The organism is Actinoplanes sp. NPDC051475 (assembly GCF_040689425.1).
In the GTDB taxonomy this organism is placed as follows: Bacteria; Actinomycetota; Actinomycetes; order Mycobacteriales; family Micromonosporaceae; genus Actinoplanes.
On record NZ_JBFAZZ010000020.1, the window covers coordinates 45,299 to 65,512 of the forward strand.

Annotated in this window: 18 protein-coding genes; 7 read left to right on the plus strand and 11 right to left on the minus strand. The window is 70.8% G+C overall.

All coding sequences use genetic code 11. The annotated features are described in order from the left end of the window. Positions 1-28 precede the first annotated feature (28 nt). From AB0368_RS32455 to AB0368_RS32480, 6 genes are all read left to right on the plus strand, one after another. Positions 29-1,087: a zinc-dependent metalloprotease gene (locus AB0368_RS32455; protein WP_366157831.1), complete on the plus strand. Its 1,059-nt coding sequence runs from the start codon at positions 29-31 to the stop codon at positions 1,085-1,087. A 9-nt stretch (positions 1,088-1,096) separates the two neighbouring features. After that, the gene (tilS, locus tag AB0368_RS32460) at positions 1,097-2,059 is read left to right on the plus strand and encodes a tRNA lysidine(34) synthetase TilS (RefSeq protein ID WP_366157832.1); all 963 of its coding nucleotides are present in this window, start codon (positions 1,097-1,099) and stop codon (positions 2,057-2,059) included. A gap of 127 nt (positions 2,060-2,186) precedes the next feature. Next, complete coding sequence (gene hpt / locus AB0368_RS32465) at positions 2,187-2,762, plus strand: hypoxanthine phosphoribosyltransferase (RefSeq protein ID WP_366157833.1); 576 nt, start codon at positions 2,187-2,189, stop codon at positions 2,760-2,762. 379 nt (positions 2,763-3,141) lie between these two features. After that, positions 3,142-5,181 carry an ATP-dependent zinc metalloprotease FtsH gene (gene ftsH / locus AB0368_RS32470; RefSeq protein ID WP_366157834.1) on the plus strand — a complete coding sequence of 680 codons (2,040 nt, stop codon included), beginning with the start codon at positions 3,142-3,144 and terminating at the stop codon, positions 5,179-5,181. Then, positions 5,178-5,852, plus strand: a complete 675-nt coding sequence (gene folE / locus AB0368_RS32475; RefSeq protein WP_366157912.1) for a GTP cyclohydrolase I FolE — start codon at positions 5,178-5,180, stop codon at positions 5,850-5,852. Before ftsH ends, folE begins: the two co-directional genes overlap by 4 nt. Beyond that, a complete protein-coding gene (locus AB0368_RS32480; protein ID WP_366157835.1) occupies positions 5,842-6,267 on the plus strand; it encodes a RidA family protein in 426 nt (141 codons plus the stop codon). Before folE ends, AB0368_RS32480 begins: the two co-directional genes overlap by 11 nt. Positions 6,268-6,348: 81 nt before the next feature. Here the strand turns inward: AB0368_RS32480 and AB0368_RS32485 are convergent, their stop codons facing one another. The 4 genes from AB0368_RS32485 to AB0368_RS32500 are packed head-to-tail and all read right to left on the minus strand — an operon-like array spanning position 6,349 to position 10,025. Then, the gene (locus AB0368_RS32485; protein ID WP_366157836.1) at positions 6,349-6,504 is read right to left on the minus strand and encodes a hypothetical protein; all 156 of its coding nucleotides are present in this window, start codon (positions 6,502-6,504) and stop codon (positions 6,349-6,351) included. A gap of 35 nt (positions 6,505-6,539) precedes the next feature. Further along, positions 6,540-6,800 (minus strand): hypothetical protein, encoded by a 261-nt coding sequence (locus AB0368_RS32490; protein ID WP_366157837.1) that lies wholly within the window; start codon positions 6,798-6,800, stop codon positions 6,540-6,542. Positions 6,801-6,813: 13 nt separating this feature from the next. Further along, positions 6,814-7,449 carry a hypothetical protein gene (locus AB0368_RS32495; RefSeq protein WP_366157838.1) on the minus strand — a complete coding sequence of 212 codons (636 nt, stop codon included), beginning with the start codon at positions 7,447-7,449 and terminating at the stop codon, positions 6,814-6,816. Next, positions 7,446-10,025 carry an FtsK/SpoIIIE domain-containing protein gene (locus AB0368_RS32500; RefSeq protein WP_366157839.1) on the minus strand — a complete coding sequence of 860 codons (2,580 nt, stop codon included), beginning with the start codon at positions 10,023-10,025 and terminating at the stop codon, positions 7,446-7,448. Before AB0368_RS32500 ends, AB0368_RS32495 begins: the two co-directional genes overlap by 4 nt. 289 nt (positions 10,026-10,314) lie before the next feature. Between AB0368_RS32500 and AB0368_RS32505 the strand changes: the two genes are divergently transcribed. After that, entirely contained in the window at positions 10,315-10,749 is a 435-nt protein-coding gene (locus AB0368_RS32505; RefSeq protein WP_366157840.1) for a hypothetical protein, read from the plus strand. A gap of 5 nt (positions 10,750-10,754) precedes the next feature. Here AB0368_RS32505 and AB0368_RS32510 read toward each other — a convergent pair whose 3' ends face one another. From AB0368_RS32510 to AB0368_RS32540, 7 genes are all read right to left on the minus strand, one after another. Further along, the gene (locus AB0368_RS32510) at positions 10,755-11,357 is read right to left on the minus strand and encodes a hypothetical protein (RefSeq protein ID WP_366157841.1); all 603 of its coding nucleotides are present in this window, start codon (positions 11,355-11,357) and stop codon (positions 10,755-10,757) included. After that, positions 11,357-12,532 (minus strand): M23 family metallopeptidase, encoded by a 1,176-nt coding sequence (locus AB0368_RS32515; RefSeq protein WP_366157842.1) that lies wholly within the window; start codon positions 12,530-12,532, stop codon positions 11,357-11,359. The genes AB0368_RS32510 and AB0368_RS32515 overlap by 1 nt, the downstream gene beginning before the upstream one ends. Beyond that, positions 12,496-13,050, minus strand: coding sequence for a hypothetical protein (locus AB0368_RS32520; RefSeq protein WP_366157843.1), 555 nt, complete (start codon positions 13,048-13,050; stop codon positions 12,496-12,498). The genes AB0368_RS32515 and AB0368_RS32520 overlap by 37 nt, the downstream gene beginning before the upstream one ends. 6 nt (positions 13,051-13,056) lie before the next feature. Then, positions 13,057-15,036 carry an MFS transporter gene (locus AB0368_RS32525; protein ID WP_366157845.1) on the minus strand — a complete coding sequence of 660 codons (1,980 nt, stop codon included), beginning with the start codon at positions 15,034-15,036 and terminating at the stop codon, positions 13,057-13,059. A 2-nt stretch (positions 15,037-15,038) separates the two neighbouring features. Then, positions 15,039-19,049 carry an ATP-binding protein gene (locus tag AB0368_RS32530; protein WP_366157846.1) on the minus strand — a complete coding sequence of 1,337 codons (4,011 nt, stop codon included), beginning with the start codon at positions 19,047-19,049 and terminating at the stop codon, positions 15,039-15,041. Between the two features lie 184 nt (positions 19,050-19,233). Beyond that, complete coding sequence (locus tag AB0368_RS32535; protein WP_366157847.1) at positions 19,234-19,596, minus strand: hypothetical protein; 363 nt, start codon at positions 19,594-19,596, stop codon at positions 19,234-19,236. A gap of 12 nt (positions 19,597-19,608) precedes the next feature. Beyond that, the gene (locus AB0368_RS32540) at positions 19,609-19,905 is read right to left on the minus strand and encodes a hypothetical protein (protein WP_366157848.1); all 297 of its coding nucleotides are present in this window, start codon (positions 19,903-19,905) and stop codon (positions 19,609-19,611) included. Positions 19,906-20,214: the final 309 nt, after the last annotated feature.

Below are 20,214 nucleotides of genomic sequence, written 5' to 3' on the forward strand. Positions count from 1 at the left end.
CTGGTCCGCCACGGGTACGGTGGTCAGCATGGCGCAGTTCGTTGACTGGGATCTGGCCGCCGCCACCGCGGGCGCGCTGTCGAAATCCGGCCCCGCGGTGTCCTACGAGGAAGCCATGCAGGTGGTCAACCAGCTGCGCGAGCTCACCGACGAGGCGCGCCGCCACGTGGCCGCGTACACGGGGCTGACCGCTCAGGTCGAAGGGCCGCCGGTGCGGGTGGTCGACCGCAAGGACTGGGCCGCGGTGAACATCGCCGGGCTCAAGGAGGTCATCATCCCGCTGGTCAGCCGCCTCTCGGGCGACCGGCAGCCGGGCGCGCTGACCGACGCGATCGGTTCCCGGGTCACCGGCGTGCAGGCCGGCACGGTGCTGGCCTACCTCTCCGGCCGCGTGCTCGGGCAGTACGAGGTCTTCTCCGCCGAGCCGGGCCAGCTGCTGCTCAACGCGCCGAACATCGTCGAGGTGGAGCGCAAGCTCGGCGCGGACCCGCGTGACTTCCGGCTCTGGGTGTGCCTGCACGAGGTCACCCACCTGACCCAGTTCCAGGCGGTGCCGTGGATGCGCGGCTATTTCCTGGGCGAGGTCCAGGCCTTCGTGGACGCCTCGCAGAACGGCGAGCACATCCTCGAGCGGTTGCGCCGGGGGATCGCCACGCTGTCGGACGCGCTGCGCGACCCGGACAGCCGCTCCTCGGTGCTCGACATCGTGCAGACCCCGGCGCAGAAGGCGGTCCTCGACCGGCTGACGGCGCTGATGACGCTGCTGGAGGGCCACGCCGAGTTCGTGATGGACGGCGTCGGGCCGGAGGTCATCCCCACCGTCGAGTCGATCCGCGCCAAGTTCAATCAGCGCCGCGAGGGCGGAAACCCGCTGGAGAAGGCCATCCGCCGGCTGCTGGGCATCGAGGTCAAGATGCGCCAGTACGCGGAGGGCCGCAAGTTCGTGCACGGCGTCGTCGAGCGGGTCGGCATGACCGGCTTCAACAAGATCTTCAGCTCGCCGCTGACCCTGCCCCGGCTCGAGGAACTGGGCGACCCGGACGCGTGGGTGGCCCGGGTCCACGGTCCGGTCGGCCTCGCCTCGTAACGTGGTCCCGTGGCCCGCATCCCGCCGCCGGTGGCGACCGTCCGCGCGGCGGTCCGGCGGGAGCTGACCGCCGGGCCCGTTCTCGTCGCCTGCTCCGGCGGCGCCGACTCGCTGGCCCTCGCCGCCGCGACCGCCTTCGTGGCGCCGCGCCGCGGGGCGTCCGCCGGTCTGGTGACCGTCGATCACCAGCTGCAGGAGGGCTCGGCCGCGCGGGCCGCTGCCGTGGCCGAGTGGGGCCGCTCGGCCGGCTTCGATCCGGTCGAGGTGGCCACGGTCGACGTGGGGGGCCGGGCCGGGGGCCCCGAGGCGGCCGCTCGCGAGGCGCGCTACGAGGCGATTTCCTCGTTCGCCGAGCGAATCGGGTGCGCCACCGTGCTGCTCGGACACACCCGCGACGACCAAGCCGAGACTGTGCTGCTCGCCCTCGCGCGCGGCGCCGGGCCGCGGGGACTGGCCGGGATGCCGCGGCGCCGGGGGATCTTCGTCCGGCCGCTGCTGGAGGTGTCCCGCGCCGACACCCGCAAGGCCTGCGCCGCGCTCGGCCTCGTCGCGTGGGAGGACCCGCACAACAGCGACCCCGCGTACGCCCGTTCCCGGGTGCGTGGAGAGGCGCTGCCGGCGGTGGTCGCGGCGCTGGGAGACGGCGTGGTGGCGAACCTCGCGCGGACCGCCTCGCTCGTCGCTGCGGACGTCGCGTACCTGGACGCCGTCGCCTCCGAGGCGCTGGCCGCCGTGCGCTCGGCCGCCGGCATCTCGATCCTGGCGCTGGCGGCCCTACCGGCGGCGATCCGCAGCCGGGTGCTGCACGCATGGGCCGCTGAGCTGGGCGCGCCCGGCGCCGCGCTCTCCCATCGGCACGTGGCCGCGCTCGACGCGCTGGTCACCCGGTGGCACGGGCAGGGGCCGACGGCGTTGCCCGCCGGGATTCTCGTGGCCCGCCGTGCGGATGACCTGGTCCGCGTCGACCTGTGAGTGTTGTCACTCAGGGCGGCGCGAGTTCGGACCCGGGGGCCGGATTCGCCCCATAACCTGCGCTTGTCCGGCGGCGGACCGCCGCCCCCGCCAGCGCGGGACCGGTCGCATACGGCAGGCTAGGCGCATGGCAGACGGCTCCTGGTACGACGCCGACATCGACCGCGTGATCATCTCCGAGGAGCAGATCCGCGAGAAGACCGAAGAGCTCGCGAAGCAGGTCGCCGCCGACTACGCGGACGCCGAGGACGGCGTGCTGCTGGTCTGCGTGCTCAAGGGCGCGGTCATGTTCATGGCGGACTTCGCACGCGCGCTGGGGCGGCAGGGTCCCTCGTCCGAGATGGAGTTCATGGCCGTCTCGTCGTACGGCTCGGGCACCACGTCCTCCGGGGTCGTGCGCATCCTGAAGGACCTGGACCGGGACATCGCGGGCCGGCACGTGGTCATCGTCGAGGACATCGTCGACTCCGGCCTCACCCTCTCCTGGCTGATGAAGTACCTGCAGTCCCGCTCCCCGGAGAGCGTCGAGGTGGTGGCCCTGTTCCGCAAGCCGGACGCGATCAAGGTGCCGGTGCCGACCAAGTACGTCGGCTTCGACATCCCGAGTGAGTTCGTGGTCGGTTACGGCCTGGACTTCGCTGAGCGTTACCGCGAGGTGCCTTACGTCGGGGTGCTGAAGCCCGAGGTCTACGCCCGTAGCTGAACCGGCTCCCAGCCGACTCTCAGAAATCGGATGACCGGTCCCGTCGCGAGGGGTATTGTCCGTCTTTGTAGCCATTTATGGCCGCCGGGAGCATGATCCAGGGGTGATGGTGGCCCCTCGGCGTGCCGGGCTGACGCAGTCGGACGAGGCACCCACGGTGTACGGTCGAGTGACCGATGGCGCAGTGTCACGAGCGCCGGTCGGGTCGGGTCGGTAGCGACTGGGACGCCGGGGTTTGCCCCGCGGCCTGGAGGTTATCGATACGGCAGCGTCTCCGTGGCTCGGGTGCCTCCTCGGTGCCCGGTGGCGGGGACTCGTCAACCCAGGTGACCAGGACGCCGATCAGGAGGGTCCGGGCGCATCAGCGCTCGACAACAGTATGGAACGTACGCGTTTCTTCCGCCGCCCGGTGGTCTGGATCATTCTGGTGATCCTCGGTGCGATTGCGCTGAGCTCATTCTTCACCAGTGGTCCGAGCTACCAGCGAGTTGATACTTCGGTCGTTCTCGAGCGACTCAACCAGCCCGGGATCAAGAAGGTCATCCAGGAGGACAAGGAGCAGACGCTCCAGCTCGAACTGGCGACCCCTGAGCGATTCGACGGCAAGACCACGGACAAGATCGAGACCCAGTATCCGTACGAGCTGACGGACGAGGTCTGGAACGACGTCCAGGAGGCGAAGACGGCGGGCCGGATCACCGGCACGATCAACGCCACGGTCTCCGGCGACAGCATCCTGCTGAGCCTGCTGGTCAATCTGCTGCCGATCGCGATCCTCGTCATCCTGCTGCTGCTGTTCATGTCGCAGATGCAGGGCGGCGGCTCCCGGGTCCTCAACTTCGGCAAGTCCAAGGCCAAGATGCTGACCAAGGACATGCCGAAGACGACGTTCGCCGACGTGGCGGGCGCCGACGAGGCGGTCGAGGAGCTCCAGGAGATCAAGGACTTCCTGCAGAACCCGGCGAAGTACCAGGCGCTCGGTGCCAAGATCCCCAAGGGCGTGCTGCTCTTCGGCCAGCCCGGCACGGGCAAGACCCTGCTGGCGCGTGCCGTCGCGGGTGAGGCCGGGGTGCCGTTCTACTCGATCTCGGGTTCCGACTTCGTCGAGATGTTCGTGGGTGTCGGCGCGAGCCGGGTCCGCGACCTCTTCGAGCAGGCCAAGGCGAACGCGCCGGCCATCGTCTTCGTCGACGAGATCGACGCCGTCGGCCGCCACCGCGGCGCCGGCATGGGCGGCGGTCACGACGAGCGCGAGCAGACGCTCAACCAGCTGCTCGTCGAGATGGACGGCTTCGACACCAAGGGCGGCGTCATCCTCATCGCCGCCACCAACCGGCCGGACATCCTCGACCCGGCGCTGCTGCGCCCGGGCCGCTTCGACCGGCAGATCCCCGTCGACAACCCCGACATGGAGGGCCGCAAGGCGATCCTCCGCGTCCACGCCAAGGGCAAGCCGTTCACGCCCGACGTCGATCTCGACTCGGTCGCCCGGCGTACCCCCGGCTTCTCGGGTGCCGACCTGGCCAACGTCATCAACGAGGCGGCGCTGCTCACCGCCCGTAACGAGAAGCGCGCGATCTCGAACTTCTACCTCGAGGAAGCGATCGACCGGGTCATCGCCGGCCCGGAGCGGCGCTCTCGGGCCATGAGCGACAACGAGAAGAAGATCACCGCGTACCACGAGGGTGGGCACGCGCTGGTCGCGTACGCGTTGCCGCACTCGGCGCCGGTGCACAAGGTGACGATCCTGCCGCGTGGCCGCTCGCTGGGCCACACGCTGGTGCTTCCGACCGAGGACAAGTACACCCAGACCCGCGCCGAGATGATCGACACTTTGGCGTACGCGCTGGGCGGCCGCGCCGCGGAGGAGCTCGTCTTCCACGAGCCGACCACCGGCGCCGGCAACGACATCGAGAAGGCGTCCGGCCTGGCCCGGGCCATGGTCACCCAGTACGGCATGAGCTCCAAGCTGGGTGCGGTCAAGTACGGCACGAACAACGACGAGCCGTTCCTGGGCCGGAACATGGGCCACGAGCGCGACTACTCCGACTCCGTCGCCGCCGAGATCGACGCGGAGGTGCGCGCGCTCATCGAGCTGGCGCACGACGAGGCCTGGGAGATCCTGGTCGAGTACCGCGACGTCCTCGACGCCATGGTGCTGGAGCTGATGGAGAAGGAGACCATCACCCAGCAAGACATGGACCGCATCTGCGCCCGGGTGCAGAAGCGCGCGCCGATGTCGCCGTTCAACGGCTTCGGCAAGCGGCTGCCCTCCGAGGCCCCGCCGGTCCTGACCCCCGCCGAGCGCGACAAGCTGAAGGCCCAGGCCGAGGCCGACGGTCAGGTGGCCGTGGGTGGTGGGAACACCACCTCATCGGACCTCAACCCGAACGGCAGCACCTCGGAGGGTCCGCACTGAGCGCCAACGACACCAGCTCGACGGAGCCGGACGACGCCGACGAGCTCGACTACCTCGCCGCGCGCCTGATCGACGGCAAGCTCACCGGGGCACCGGTCGAGCAGGCCGTCGACCTGGCCCGCATCGAGAAAGCGGTCCGGGAGATCCTCATCGCCGTCGGTGAGGACCCGGACCGTGACGGTCTCCAGCGCACCCCGGCCCGGGTGGCCCGGGCCTATGCGGAGCTCTTCGCCGGCCTGCGCGTCGACCCCGCCAAGGTGCTCACCACGACGTTCGAGGCCAACCACGAGGAACTCGTCCTCGTGCGCGACATCGAGGTGATGAGCCTCTGCGAGCACCACCTCCTGCCGTTCAAGGGCGTCGCCCACATCGGCTACATCCCGGGCCACGACGGCCGCATCACCGGCCTGTCCAAGCTCGCCCGCCTCGTCGAGGTGTACGCCCGCCGTCCCCAGGTCCAGGAACGCCTCACCTCCCAGATCGCCGACCTGCTGATGGACAAGCTCCAGCCGCGCGGCGTCATCGTCGTGCTGGAGTGCGAGCACCTCTGCATGGAGATGCGCGGCATCCGCAAGGTGGGTGCCCGCACAGTGACCTCGGCGGTCCGCGGCGCCTTCCAGCGCGACGGCAAGGTCCGCGCCGAGGCCATGGCACTGATCAATGCCCGCTGAGCGTCCCCGGCCGATCGAGAAGTTCAACCCCCCGACAGTGCACGAGCCCGCCGGCTACAGCCACGTCACCATCTCCGCCGCGGGACGCCTCGCCCACCTCGCCGGCCAATGCCCCCTCGACCTCGACGGCACGGTTGTCGGCCCGCCCGGCGACTACGCCGCCCAAACCGACCAGGTCATCACCAACTGCCTCGCCGTCCTCAAGGCCGCCGGCGCCCGCCCGTCAGAGGTGGTCCGCTCGATCGTGTACGTGGTGAGCCCGGACAGCGCCGTGCTGGCGGAGGTCTGGCAGCGGCTGAACGCCTCGGACCTGGCGCCGGCGTTCACGACCGCGAGCACGCTGCTGGGGGTGGCGTCGCTGGGCTACCGCGGGCAGCTCATCGAGGTCGACCTCACCGCAGCCCTGCCGGACTGAGCGGGTCCGCTCAGCCGCGGCCCGTCCGCTCGCACGGCCCGGTGCCGGCACTTAGCCGGCGTGCGGCCTGCCGCCTGGCGCTCACCCGGCGTGCGGCCCGCTCAGCCGGCGCCGCTGTCCCACCGTGCAGTGGTAGCACCGCTCGATCATGTCGTCCGCGTTGTACCACTCGTGGTCGCCGCAGTCGGCCCTGCCCTTGCCCAGCACCCCACGGTTCACCAGGAACCATGGCAGCACACGGCGCATCCTCGTCCGCCGGCGGTAGCGCGCCACTAGACGATCATGCGGTAGGTGTCTGCGCTGTCCATTGCGGCGCGGGCCAGGGTGGCCGCCTCGTCCAGGCGGGTCCGCGCCTGCTCGAGCTGCGCGATGGCCGCCGCGATCGACGGGTGCAGCGAGCCGATCGCCGTGATCCGCAGCCGCGCCAGCGCGTCGTCGAGCTGATCGTTGACCTGCCGGATGCCGGTTACCGCGCGCTGCGTGCCGTCCACCGACGCCGCCACGTTCGCCTTGACTTCCTCGACGCTGGCCATGCCCGGCCCCTCTCTATCGGATGAACGCCAGCAGGCCGACGCCCATGCACGTCAGCAGCACCGGCGTCAGGCAGGCGACCGCCCCCACGATCGGCGTACGGTCCACCTTCTCGGGGCCGCCGCCGTAGACGAAGCCGATGGTCAGCCAGCCCAGCCCGTACGCCAGCAGCGGCAGGCTCAGGCCGCACAGCAGCGCGTACGTCGGCAGGGAGCCGGAGGGTGCCACCAGGTAGAGCACTATCTGGACGATGAGCACGGCCGCGGCGAACGGGCCGTACACCAGCAGGTTGCGGGCCCACGGCCGCAGCGGGGCCGTGCCGGCACCCAGCATCCCCGCGTCGGCGGCATCGGCGGTCGCCCTGGCCTGCCTCAGCGCCGCCAGCACCGCCGCCGGACCGCCGGCCACCGCCTGCGCGGCGAGGGCCTGTTCGGGCGGCTGCGGGATCAGCTGCGTCTCCGGCACACCGAGGTCCGAGACCAGCCGGGAGCGCTGCGGCGCGAGCCTTGCCCGTACCGCCGCAAGCTCTTGCTGTGCCGCCTGCAGCGTCACCGCCTGCTCGCCGGCCGCCGCGCTCGCGGCGCGGCGGACGGCGTCCAGTTGCTGCGCGGCGGCCAGGTAGTCGTCCCAGGGCCCGCGTTCGTCGCTCACTGGTCGGCCTCGGGCCGGGCGAAGGGCACGATCGTCACCGTACGGTCGGCGTGCCGGTCGTGCAGCAGCGCGCGGTTCTCCCGGGGCTGCCAGTCCAGGTTCTTCCCCAGCATCAGACAGACCTCCTGCTGCGGAATGTTGAGGAAGACCAGGCCCGCCACGTCCTCCCGGCCCGTGCTGCCGCCGGTCTCCTCGCCGAACCGGCGCAGGCCCCGCCACCACGACAGCAGGTGTACGCCGTGACCAGGCCCCTCGCGCAACACCTGGCGCAGCGTCGGCAGCGTCCCGGGGCTCGCCGCGTCCATGCCGAACACGACCCGATAGCCGGGCCGCTCCAGGTCGAGCTCCGCGGCGAGGCCGGCGGCGTCGACCACGACCACCTCCTGCCGGTGGGCGATCTCGGCGGCGAGATCCTTCGCCAGCTCGTCGCCTTCGGCGACCAGCGAGCAGATCACGAACCGGGCCGTGCGCGGTGCGTGGAACGCGGCGACGCCACGGGCCGCCGCCTCCAGCACCTCGGCCCCGGCCGGCTGCGAGCCGAAGATCGCCAGATGCCGGCCGGGAGAGGCGTCGAGCGGGAACGCGGCGGTCGACAGGTTCACGTCGATCACCCGGCCGACCAGCGCGGACGGGCGTCCGGCACGCCCGGCCAGCGCCGCCCGGTAGGTGGGGTCGTCGGCGAGGTGCTGGCGGGCGTACCCGGCGAAGATCCGCGGCGGCAACGCCTCGGGGTCGCGGGCGCCCCACAGCTTGTGCCGCAGGTCGCTGAGGACGCCGCGGTCCGCGTGCGGGTCCGGGAACCGCACGATGCGCTCGTGGCCGCGAGTCGCCCCTCGCGGGCCGCCCAGGCCGCCGGCGGTGTTGACCACGGCGGTGCCAAGGGGCAGCCCGGCCGCGGAGTCGTTGGTGGGCTCCAACACGTCCCCGCCGCCCGGCAACGCGATCCGGACCGGGAACTGGCCGAAGATCGAATCACGCTTCGCGTACAGCGCCTCGACGCCAAGGACGGTCTGGCTCGCCAGGACCAAGTGGATCCCGTACGAGCGGCCCTTGCGCGCCAGCGACTCCAGCAGCTGCACGGCCTCGGTGGCCGTCGGATCGTTGCCGGCCAGCAGCACCTGGAACTCGTCGATGACACACAACACGCGCGGCATCGGCTTGCCGCGACCCTCCTCGGCCGCCACCGCCCGCAGATCGGCGAACCGGGTCACGCCGGCCCGTTTGTACGCCACCGACCGCCGCGACATCTCCGCGTCGAGCTCCCGCAGCACCGCCAGCCCGTACTCCCGGTCGGACTCGACGCCGACGGCCCGCGCATGCGGCAACCACGTCCGGTCGCGCGCGGTCGGCACGAACTCGGCGAACGAGACACCCTCCTTGAAATCGAGGAGGTAGAGGCTCAGCTCGTCGGGGCTGTACCGGGCGCCGAGACCGTACAGAACGTTGATGAGGAACGCGGTCTTGCCGGCGCCGGACCGGCCGCCCACCATCCAGTGTGGAGTCAGGTCGTTGAACTGCAGCACCACCGGGGTGTCCCCGTCGTGCCCCACCGTGGTGCCGAGCCCGTCGGCCGCATCGCCCGCCTGCTGGGCCGACGGCTCCGGCAGCAGATCGGCGAGGGTCAACTGCGACGCGGCCGCCGAATGCGCGGCCAGCTCCCGGCACACTGCATCGACGAGATGCGGCGGCGGATCCTCGTCGAGAAAGACCGGGGCGTTCAACCAGACCGCCTCGGGCGCGGACCCGAACGTTGCTCCGGGCGGATTACCGACCACCGCGTACGGATTCCGCAGCGACACCTGGGTCGTGCGCGGCAACGGCGGCTGAGTGGTCTCCGCGGTCAGCGGCGGCGGCGGCCACCCGGCCACGACCAGGTGCAGCCCCGACTCGGGCCCCTGCTGAGCCAGCGCGGCGATCCGCACCAGATCCCCGCCCTCGGTCAGCTCGGGCAGGCTCGCGATGACCACCAGCATCATCCGATCCCGCCGACTGCGGCGATGGGGTTGCGCCCGCACGGGCCGTAGCCACTTCTCCGCCTCGGAGAGCACATCCCGCAAGCCGGCCCGATCGGTGGCGGGCGGCGACAGGAGCCCCGCATCAGCCAGGGCGGCGAAGGGGGCGAAAACGGTGCCTCCACCCGTACCGTCAACCGCTCGGACCAAGAGAGAACCCGCCGGCGCGGCAGCCAGCAGGCGCAGCAGAAGGCAGCGCAGCAACCCGGCCACCCGCGGATCCCGGGCGTCGGCATCAACGGTCAGATGCCCGCTGCCGAGCAGCGGAACGATGGCAGGAAACCGCGCGTCGTCCAGCGGCTGCGCGACACCCAACCGAACAAACTGCGGAGGGTACGCACCCCCGAGCGGAGCAGTGACGGAGAGCGCATCCAACGGCGACCCGAGCCACCCGGGAGCCAACTCCCCGGCCGCGGCCCGCAACTCCTCGGCCAGCCGATGCTGCTCCAACGAATCCGCAGCGGGCGGAGCCTGCCCCTCCAGCGCGGCAGCGGCCGCCGCCACGGTGGCCTCCGCCTGGCGGTGCAGGGCAGCGGCCTGAGCGGTCCGCCCCGTGGAATCCACCGCCTCACCTCCGTGTGTGCGCTCAAACCGTACCCTGCGAACGGCCGGCCATCCGCTCTGCGCAGCCGATGGTCAATCTTCCCAGCCGGGCGTGAACGGGGTGATGGGCGGGCCCGCCGCTCCGGGCGGCCGGGCCTTTGCGCACTGTATCGACCGGTCCACAGCGGAACCCTCTAACCTGATAAGGGTGCAGCCGACGAACCCACCCGCCGTGCCGGCGGTCCCGCCTCCGGCCGTACCCGCCGCGCCGGGGAAGTTCCGGAACCGTCGGGTACGGCTGATAGTGGCGATGGCGGCGGGCATCATGGCGCTGCTGTGCCTGGGCGGAATCGGCGTCTTCATCTCCCTCTACGACGAAGCCACCGAAATCAAGCGAACAGCCCCGGACGCGGTGGTGGACGGTTTCCTGCGTGCCTACCTGGTCAACCGCAACGATCAGCAAGCGGCCTTGTTCATCTGCAAGTCGGGTGCTGATCTGGCCGCGGTGGCCGCCCTTCGTGACGAAGCGGTGAGCCGGGAGAAGAGCTTCGACGTCAATGTGAATGTGAGCTGGAGCACTCTCGCAGTGTCAGGCGCAGGGGAGGACAGCCGGTCAGTCACCACGGATCTGGTGATTGCCGGTTCTTCGAATGGCAACTCGATCAGCCGCCGGTCGGAAACCTGGCGCTTCGCCCTGAAGAACGAAGACGGTTGGCGAGTTTGTTCGGCTGGCAAAGTCTCCTAGTGGCCTTATTCGATCCAAAGCAGATGCACTGGAATCGCTAGGGTCTTGGGGGCCTTGCCGCTCCAAGCCCAGCGGTACCAGTCGAGCTCCGTGGTGACCCGTGCGCAGATGTCGCCCTCTTCGCTGGTGTGGAGTTCGGTCACGGCGCGTAGGTCTCTTCGTTCGCCGCCGTCTTCGAGCAGGTGGACGACGCGGCGGCCGGCGAGTGCATCGGCATCGAGCGCCGCGACCGGGTTGCGGCGTGGTGGTTCATCCATGGACACCAGGCGGGACATCACATCGGCTGGTCTGGCGGCCGTGCCGGCCATGCCCAGTTCCTCGACCCATACCCGCTCGACCGGCACCAGCGGCGCGAAGACTTCGGTCTGTTCGGCCTCGGCGCGGTACCACTCGGCCTCCGGGATGACCGGCACGTAGGTGCGGCTGCCCTGGACCACCTTCTCGTCCGCGCGCAGGTCGGCGCGCCAGCCGTGGCCCGGCAGGCCGATCACGACACGTCTTCCGCGGAGTTGGCCGCCCATGACGGCCGGGGTGGGGACGATCGGGCGGGGCGGCTCGGGTGCCCAGTCGGACCGGCCCGCGAACGGGTCCGGCATGCCTCCGCCCATCACTGCGAACCGCCGAGCGGGGAGCCGCGCTGAGCCATGAACTGCACCGGGTCGACCGCGCTCGAGCTCGAGCGGTCGTTGTTCAGGTGCACCTCGAAGTGCAGGTGGGGGCCGGACGAGTTTCCGCTCGTACCGCTGAGAGCGACCACCTGGCCGGCGGCGACCCGCTGGCCGACCTTGAGACTGGGCCGTTGCACCAGGTGACAGTAGCGGGTCATGATGTTGCCGGCGTGCCGGAGCTCGAGCATCCAGCCGCAGCCGCCCTTGCCCGGGTAGCCCGGCCGGTCGCAGTCCTTCTTGCCGCTGAAGGTCTCGTCGCACTTGATCCGCGAGACGACCCCGCTGGCAACGGAGCGCACCGGCGTCCTGAGGTCCACGATGAGATCGACGCCTTGGTGGCTCGGGCGGCTCGCCGTGCGGAAGCCCGAACCGACGTTCCACTGCTGTCCCCGCGGCGCCTTGACGGCCAGCGGGTTGGTCCATCCGGAGGCGGTGATGTCGGCCGCCGACGCGCAGACCATCGACAGGGAGTTGCCGATCGCGTTGGCCGCGCCGTCGGCGAGGAGGTTGACGATCTGCGTGGCGATCGGCTCGTGCTTGGCGTAGGCGTCCGGATAGGCGCTGATCTGCACCCGCTGCGCGGCCTGGGTCAGCGACATCGACTCCCAGCCGTCCACCGTCTTGAGCTTCTCGTAGAACTTCGTCGCCGCGTACTTGGGGTCGGTGACCTCAGCCGGTGTGCCCCAGCCGCTGCTGGGCCGCTGCTGGAACAGGCCGAGCGAATCGTGGTCGTTGCGCGCGCCCAGGTTTCCGAGGTTGGTCAGCCGGGACTCCTGCATCGAGGTCGCTACCGCGATCACCCACGCCCGCGGCGGCATCTTGAGCTCGGCGCCGACGCTGATGATGATCGCCGCGTTCCTGATCTGCGCCGGACCGTACGGCCGTACGCGCGGCAGCTTCCCGTTCGGGTCGACGGGGCCGCCGGTTCCGCAGCCCGAGCTGAGCAGGCTGAGGTCGTCGCCGTCGTCGTTCAGGCTGTTGAAGAGGATCGCGGTCACGCTGCCGCCGCAGCAGAGCAGGGCCAGGGTCGCCACGAGGGCCACCAGGAGGGCGGCCCGCCGGGGCCGCCGCAGCGCCGTCACGCCGCCTCCCAGTCGACGCCGTCGACCAGCCATTTGCCGTCCGGGGCCACCATCTGCAACGTCAGCTTGCCGGAGTTCACCGTCACCACCGCATTGACCAGCCCGTCGCCGACGGGCACGATCGTCGGCCGCCCGACGACCTGATCCGCGGGCACGTCGGCGGGGTCCACGCCGTTCAGTTCCTCGGAGAGGTTCTTCGTCGAGTTGGGCAGGATCCCGTCGTGCCAGGCCTTCGAGGACACGTTCTTGTGGTCGACCCACGCCGAGGAGAACGCGTACGCGACAGCCTCGGGCGTCGCGGTCCCGGGCTTCGCGGTAGGGGACGGCGGCGGCTCGTCGTCTACGATGACGCCGTCGTCGTCGTGGCTCGGGTCCACGCTCACGGTGGGAGCGGGCGACACCGGGTCAAGCAGTTGCTTCCCGTCGCCCGAGCCGTCGGCGAACAGCCTGCCGATGCCGACCACCGCCAGCACCAGTACCGCAATCACCAGGGCGACGCCCCACCGCGACCGGAAGAGCCCGGTGAGGCCGCGTTCGAGGATTCTCGGCATGGTCGATCACCGGGCCTCGGTACGGGTCCGGGGCGAGGCCGGCTCGCGGGTGGTGCTCCCGGTCTCGGGGCGATAGATCGCGTACGAGGAGGGCGACTCAGCGACGTCGGGCTCGGTCCACGTCGAGGTCCGTCGCTGCCGCGCGGCCGACACCGCCGAGCCGGTCGGAAGCGGCACGGGCCGCCGGTCGGTGGCCGGCTGGTCGTCCCGCGTCGACTCCTTGCCGTCGGGTCGCACGGCCGGTGCCGTGCCGCCGCCGGCCTGAGCGGGTGCCGAGGTCAGCTCGGCACGAGCCGTGGCGGCGTGCGCCGGGTCTTCGAGCCGCGCCTCGGGGCGCAGGTTGCCCTGGTCGACGTAGACGGTCCGCCCCTTGCCCATCCGCGGCTCGTTCGTGCCGCCCGCATCGGCGACGTCCAGCTTCGCGGCCTCTCGCATGTCCCGGAAGAACCGCCGATGCCAGGAGCCGGCCGACGTGATCGCCGCCGTGCCGTCCTTGCCTCCGAGCTGAGTGATCCGCCGGTACGGCCGCAGCAGCAGCCACCCGACAACACCGCAGAGCCACACCAGTACGACCTGCAGCCAACCGGGCAGGCTCGCTGTATTCATGATCAGGTCAACTGCGAACAGATAGATCGCTGCGCCCGTACCGAAGATCGCGATGTTGAAGACCGCCGCCACCACGGCGTTGCCCAGCCGCCGAATCCCGGAACTGGCGGGCCTGAGCATACCGACGGTTCCCAGAATCGGGGCCGCGATGACAGCCCATCGGAAGACCAGGAACCCGAGCAGCACCAGAAGCGAAGCGGTCAGGTCGAACATCGCGAACATCAGGGCGGCGAGCACCGCGATGAAACCGGCACCGATCCGATCCATCCCGTTGACGCCCTGCAGGTACTCGTACGCCTCCGGGTCGTCTTTCCGGATCTGCTCGGCAACCTTCTTCCACTGCTCGTTCTTGCCCTCGATGGTCGCCTGACGCGTGTCCGGGTTGTCCCGCATCTTCTGCGCTTCGTCCCAGGTGAAGGAGCGCGCGTCGTACAGCGCCCGGCCGTACATCTGGGCGGTGACGCTGTCGGCCGATCCGAGTAGACCCCGCAGCCAGTTCCGATAGAGCATCGTGTCGGTCGCGGTGTCGCTGGCCCGGACCGCGGGCGGCCGATTGTCCTCACAAGCGCCGGGAGTGGGGTCGTCGCACTTCCCAGCAGGGGTGTCCTGCGCCCGGGGTCCCACGGCGTCATGGACTACGCCGAGTGTGGTGATGAGGCTCTGGTCGGCGATGTTGGCGGACTTCACCGGCCACGCCGCGATGGCCGTCACGGCGACCATGATGAGGATGGCCCACCCGGCGGTCGTGGTCGCCGCGCCCATGTCGGCCTGTCGCGACCGCCAGATCAGATAGAGGCCCACGACCGCGAGGGTGATGACGCCGAAGACGCTGAAGACCTTCTCGTAGACCGCCTTGGTGGCCTGCTCGACGAGCGGATCGGCCCAGCCCCACAGCGACTGCGGGTCCCAGGCGCGCTCACGCAACGCGTTCGAAGCGCCGATGACCGCCGTTGCGATCATGAATTCGCCGTTCGCGACCGTCGTCTCGAACTTGGAATCCGGCGCGGTCAGTGTGGAGGCGCAGCCGCCTTCCAGGTCATACGTCGTGTACGCGTACCCGGCGTAGCCGTACTGGCTGTAGATGCCCTGCGGGCCGTTCAGTTTCGACGACTCCGGGCGCTCGGCGAACCACCCGGCCAGGCCCGAGTCCGGGGTGCTCGGAGTCGGGGGGTTCAGACACTCGACGCGGTCGCCCGTCACGTCTGCCAGGCGGGAGACGCAGGCTTTGAAGTCCTGCTGCCACTCTTCGGTGCTGCATGCTCCGCCCGGTGCCCGCAGCGGTCCCGCGGCCGCCGGTGACGGCGCCGCCACTGCCCACGCGATGCTCGCCACGATGGCCACCGCCATTGTCATGACCAGTGCGCAGACCCGGCGGAGCATGATCAGACCTCCAGGTCGGACAGGGACGGGATGGCCGTCGGTGCTGCCTTCGCCGCGGCCGGGGTCGTGTCCAGGTGGTCGAGGAGGCCTTCGACGTACGAGACGTCGACCCTGACCTTCTGCACCCGCCCGTCCACGTCCCGCATCACGAACTCGCGGAAGCCGAGGCGGGCGGAGGACGAGATGTCCGCCTGGGAGAGCGACGCCAGGGTCGCCTCGTAGCCGTCGTGGACCGGGACTCTCAGCAGGCGCAGGGCTTCCGACGCGATCTCCTGGTCCTCCGCGATGCGGCCCACGAAGACCGTCGACACCAGGTTCTGGACGTCGAGGCCCAAGATGTCGCGGGGGTTCTGGGAGGCGACCAGCGCGGCGAGGTTCCATTTGCGGGAGTCTCGGGCGAGGCGGACCAGGAAGGAGCGGCCGGAGCGCCAGCCTTCCATGAAGTGGGCCTCGTCCAGGCCGACCATTTTTCTCGATGACATCGAGCCGCCGTAGCAGCGGCGGACCGCCAGGCGGTGGGCCGTGTGCAGCATCGGGAGGGCGAGGGATTCCTCCGCCGACCAGTACTCGCGTTCGATCTTCAGGTCGGGCAGGCGCAGGCCCGCCATCGTGATGACCGTCAGGGCCGAGTCGGCGCCGAGCAGGTGGGCCGGCGGCCGGCCGAAGAAGAGCAGGGCGAGCGGCATCTCCGCCGTGTCCAGCAGGAGGTTGGCCAGCTCCTTGCCCTCGTCGTCCAGGCCCTGGAGGGTCGCCACCACGTCGTCGAGGGTGGACGTCTCCTCGGCGGGGACCTGGCGCACCGCGTGGCGCAGCAGCGTCGCGGTCGAGGCCTCCTTGGCCACCTGCGGCGGGACCAGCATGGAGCAGATGTCCTGGACCAGCATGCGGCGTTCGGCGCGGGCGTTGGAGACGGCGATCTCGTACTCGCGGTCGCCGCTCGGGCCGGTCGCGAACTCGGTGCGGACGGGGGTCGGGATCAGCGCGTACGGCGCCAGCGTCCCCTGCTCGGAGCCGGTCAAGTTCAGGACCCTGCTGTACGGCCGCAGCTCCGGCATCTGGCAGAGCCGGGCGAGGGGGCCGGACGGGTCGAGCAGGGTGACCTGCACGCCACGGCGAGCGTTGAGGTAGCCGAGCGCACCCATCAGGGTCGACTTGCCGCCGCCGGGTTCCGCCACGAACACGCCGAGACCCGAGCGTTCGCGGACCTCCATGGGGAAGTGCAGGTCGAGGAAGACCGGCCGGCGGCAGGTTCCCGCCGTACGCCCGATGAGGTCTCCCCGGCGGTCACCGACCGTCGACGCGGCCTGCGGCAGGGCAGCTGCCAGCAGTTTGACCGGCATGCGCCGCACGTAGCCGGTGTTGGCGATCGGTTCGCCCGGGATGAATTCGCGGGCGAGCTGGTCCTGGTTCTTGGGATGCTGCAGCGAGATCCGCAGCTCGCGGGAGTAGAGCTGGATGAGCCGGCGGGCCCGTTCCAGGCACTCCTCGCGGGTGCGGCCGCCGACGGCGATCCGGTGCCAGCCGTGCGCGCGGGCCGACTCGACGGGCAGCCCGGTGGTCATCTCGTCGCCGATGACCAGGGCGCGCTTGGCGAGGCGCTCCAGCTCGGGCGGGGCGTCGATGCCGTGCTCGGCGTAGTCCAGCTGCTGCGAGCGGATCATCCGGAGCCGGTGCTCGAGGTTCTTGAACGAGCTGTTGGGGCCGAGGATGTCGATCCGCGAGGACAGCTCCATCGGCCACGGCAGCCGCTCGTGGAAGTGCATCCATGGCTCGTGCTTCTCGGGAATCTCGAGCGGCTCCATGCGCCCGACCGAGAGGACCGCGACGTGCCGCTCCTCGCCGGTCATGCGGTTGACCAGCTTGACCGTGGACCCGTACGGCGTGCGGTAGCGCTCCACCTGCTCGGTCAACGCCAGCAGGTCGCCGCGTTCCCAATGCCCGTTGGAGACCGGCGAAAGCGGGCCGGGCGGGGCCATGCAGAGCGCGACCGAGCGGAACAGCAGCCACTCGAGCTCCTGCGGGGTGACCCGCCGCCCTCGCATGCCGAACGCGTTGAGCACCTCGTCGAACTGCTCGACGGTACGACCGAGCTTGCGCCGCTCGCTGTCCGAGGTGCCCTTGCCGAAGATCCGCAGGATGCGCTCGGAGAACGTGTCACCGAGCGAGCGCCGCGCGAACGTCACGCCCAGGTAGGTCTGCCCCTCGGCGTGGTTGACCGAGAGCAGGTGCCGCTGGGCGGCGACAAGATGGTCCGACCAGGACGTACTGCCGGAGACATCGGGCAGCGGCTTGGCGGTGAGGGAGTCGACCGTACGGGCCCACTCGTCCGCGGGGAACGGCCGGTTGGTGCGCCGCAGGTGCAGGCGGAAGCCCGCGAGGCCGGCGTACTGCTCGGAGATCGCCGAGAGCAGCGCCTCCCGCTCGGCGTCGGGCCGGAACGCCCAGCGCACCTCGGGCAGGGAGTACCAGGCCGTGACGGTGCTCTGGGTGAAGGTGAGATGTCCCGCGATCTCGCTGATCTCCAGCTCGATGGCCGGGTCGCGGTCGCTGAACTTCAGCTTGTGCGGACGCAGCTGAGCCGGCTTGAGGTCCTTCTTCTCCCGGACGGCCGGCAGGTTGGCCGGCTCGTCCTTCTTCTTCCGGCCCCACTTCCTGGCGGGCGCCTTCTCCGGCATCGGCGCCAGCTCGGCATGGTGGTCCGGCTCCGATTCCGATGGGTACGCCGAGAGCGCCCCGACCGGGAACACCCCAGGAGCAGTGGCCGGATGCGCCCCGCCGGCCTCAACAACGCCCGGCGCGGTGGCCGGGAGCGGACCGCCGGCCTGCAGGGCGCTGTGCATAGTGGCCGGAGATTGACCGCCGGCCCGGGTGACGCCGGGCGCACCAGCGGAAAGTGGACCGCCGGTTTGCGAGAGGCCGGGTGCAGGGACCGGAATCGGATCGCCGGTTTGCGGGAGGCCGGGTGCAGGGATCGGAAGCGGACTGCCGCCATGGGTGACGCCGGGCAGCACGTCAGCCGGCGGGACTTCGTGCACTCCGGGAGCCGGCGATGTCGTGGCAGACCGCTGCCACAGGGGCGGTGTGGAGTGGGACGCACCGAATCCGCTCGGCCGCACGTCGTCAGGCCAGTCGTCGAGGCTGAGAGCCTCGTCGTAGAAGTCGGCCTCGGGTCCGACGGGAGCCCGCGTGAACGGCGACACCGGCGCGTCGGCCGGGCGGGCGCCGGGCCGGTGGGCGGGATCGCCCGGGAGCAGGACCGCGGTGGGCGGCACCGCGGGCGGCGGCGTGACGAGCGACCGGGTGTGGGTCGGTTCCAGGCTGGTGAGAGCCGAGGAATCCGCAGACTCCGGACGCTGCCCCGGCGGTGTGTGAGCCGCACCGGCCGGGGAGTCGTCGGCCGCGGGCGGAAGGATCTCCGCGTCGATGACCGGACCCGAGGCGGCCGGGGCCGAAGGGCCCGGAAGCGGGATGGCCGAAGCCGGCGCTGCGGCACCCGAGTCGTCGGGCGAAGGGTCCCGCGGCGGCAAGGGGTTCGGCGAGGAAGCGGCCGGACCCGGCTCGGGCGAGGAGGCAGGCGGTGCGAAAGCCGACGGGGCATCGGCCGGTGACGCGGCGGCCGAGGGCGTGCCCTGCGGTGAGGCAGGAAGCGGGATCGCCGTCGGGGGCGGGGCGACCGGCGGCGGGGTGACCGCCGGCGGCGCCTCAGGCCCGGCGGGTCCTGCGGCGACCGGGCCCGCCGGTGCGGCGACCGGGCCCGCCGGCGCGGGAGCCGCGGGGGCTGAGGCGGCAGCCGGGGAAGTCGGAGGGGCGGCCCGGCGGGCGTCCTCACCGTCGAAGTCGAACCCGAAGTCGAAGTCCGCGTCCGGGTCGTCCGGCGGCGGCTCGGAGGCCGGCGTCTGTCGCGGCGCGGTGCCGCTGAACAGGTCCAGGAACGGCGAGTCGATGTCCATCGGGTCGACCGGCGGCGGGGTGCCGTTGGTGCGGGGGCGTACCGGTTGGGGGGCCTGGAACACGGCTACCGCGCCGTGTCCCGGGCCCGCGACCTGCTCCGGGAAGTCCTCCGGAGAGTAGTCAGTCGGTCGCGCACCGTTACTCTGCCTGCCCGGAGGGGTCGACTCCGCGCGGGACTGCCCGGGCGGTGGGGAAGCGGTCATGCGACGGCCCCGTTCGGGCATGCAGCGAGAGCGGCGAAACTGGTCATACCAACTCCTCCCGGACCCGGATGCGAGTGGCGACAAGTCGCGGGTCCCGCTGCTCGACGGCCGGTTCGCGGGTGCGCTTCCAGTCCGTGAGGGCGGTGCGGATGACCATGCGGGCCGGCCGGTCTGGGTCGACGTGCCGGAAGACGTAGGACGTCGTCACCATGGCCAGGGCGATCTCCCACGCGGGGAACGCGTCGAAGTCCCAGGTGATGAGGTAGTGCAGGAAGACGAAGACCGGGACGAGGACGACGAACATCCCGTACTGCGCGTACGGAAGGTGCATGGGCAGGGTGTATCCGGGCGGGCCCAGATAGACCAGGCGGGCCCGGTAGATGTCGTCGTCGGTGCGCAGCCGCATGGGAGTTCGGGCCTAGCTGAAGATGAGGTCGATGAGGTAGTCGCCGACGAAGAACAGCGTCGCGGCTCCGGCGATGAACGCGAGGCCGACGATGGCGATCGCGCTGCTGGTCAGCACCTTGGAGATCTCGCCGCGGCTGGCGCGGCCGATGAAGATGATGCCGAGCACGGCCAGCAGGATCGGGGCGATGTTGCTGGCGAAGAAGGTGACGACGCCTTCGGTGTTGATTCCCTTGGGCGCGGGGGCGGCAAGGGTGGCGCCATGCTGCATTGCCGTCGCGACCTGCGCGGCGAGCTCTGTGGCGATCATTGGTAAACCTCCCGGGTGCCCGGCGTAGGGGCGCCGGACACGCTGCAGTTGTGAAGCCTGACGGCAACGCCCATATGGTGCTACTTCCCGCTCACCGCGTCGAGTGCGCGGTCACGATCCTGAAGGGCTCTGCTGTCCTACCCACGCCCGTCTGCTCTCTTCGGTTCATTAATGATGCCTAGCTCCGAAGCGTACGGGCCGTACTTCTTACCTACAAGCTGCCTGATTCGTTACCCAAGGTAAAGGCGTGACTGAACATGAGTCATTCCCGATCGTACACGTGTACGAACGACCCGGGCCCGGTACGGT

Bases quoted from the DNA above. Each gene is read 5' to 3' on its own strand.
- AB0368_RS32455 (WP_366157831.1), top strand. From the start codon at position 29: ATGGCGCAGTTCGTTGACTGGGATCTGGCCGCCGCCACCGCGGGCGCG.
- hpt (WP_366157833.1), top strand. From the start codon at position 2,187: ATGGCAGACGGCTCCTGGTACGACGCCGACATCGACCGCGTGATCATC.
- ftsH (WP_366157834.1), top strand. From the start codon at position 3,142: ATGGAACGTACGCGTTTCTTCCGCCGCCCGGTGGTCTGGATCATTCTG.
- AB0368_RS32480 (WP_366157835.1), top strand. From the start codon at position 5,842: ATGCCCGCTGAGCGTCCCCGGCCGATCGAGAAGTTCAACCCCCCGACA.
- AB0368_RS32490 (WP_366157837.1), bottom strand. From the start codon at position 6,800: ATGGCCAGCGTCGAGGAAGTCAAGGCGAACGTGGCGGCGTCGGTGGAC.
- AB0368_RS32505 (WP_366157840.1), top strand. From the start codon at position 10,315: ATGGCGGCGGGCATCATGGCGCTGCTGTGCCTGGGCGGAATCGGCGTC.
- AB0368_RS32510 (WP_366157841.1), bottom strand. From the start codon at position 11,357: ATGGGCGGAGGCATGCCGGACCCGTTCGCGGGCCGGTCCGACTGGGCA.
- AB0368_RS32515 (WP_366157842.1), bottom strand. From the start codon at position 12,532: ATGGCTGGTCGACGGCGTCGACTGGGAGGCGGCGTGACGGCGCTGCGG.
- AB0368_RS32520 (WP_366157843.1), bottom strand. From the start codon at position 13,050: ATGCCGAGAATCCTCGAACGCGGCCTCACCGGGCTCTTCCGGTCGCGG.
- AB0368_RS32525 (WP_366157845.1), bottom strand. From the start codon at position 15,036: ATGCTCCGCCGGGTCTGCGCACTGGTCATGACAATGGCGGTGGCCATC.
- AB0368_RS32535 (WP_366157847.1), bottom strand. From the start codon at position 19,596: ATGCGGCTGCGCACCGACGACGACATCTACCGGGCCCGCCTGGTCTAT.
- AB0368_RS32540 (WP_366157848.1), bottom strand. From the start codon at position 19,905: ATGATCGCCACAGAGCTCGCCGCGCAGGTCGCGACGGCAATGCAGCAT.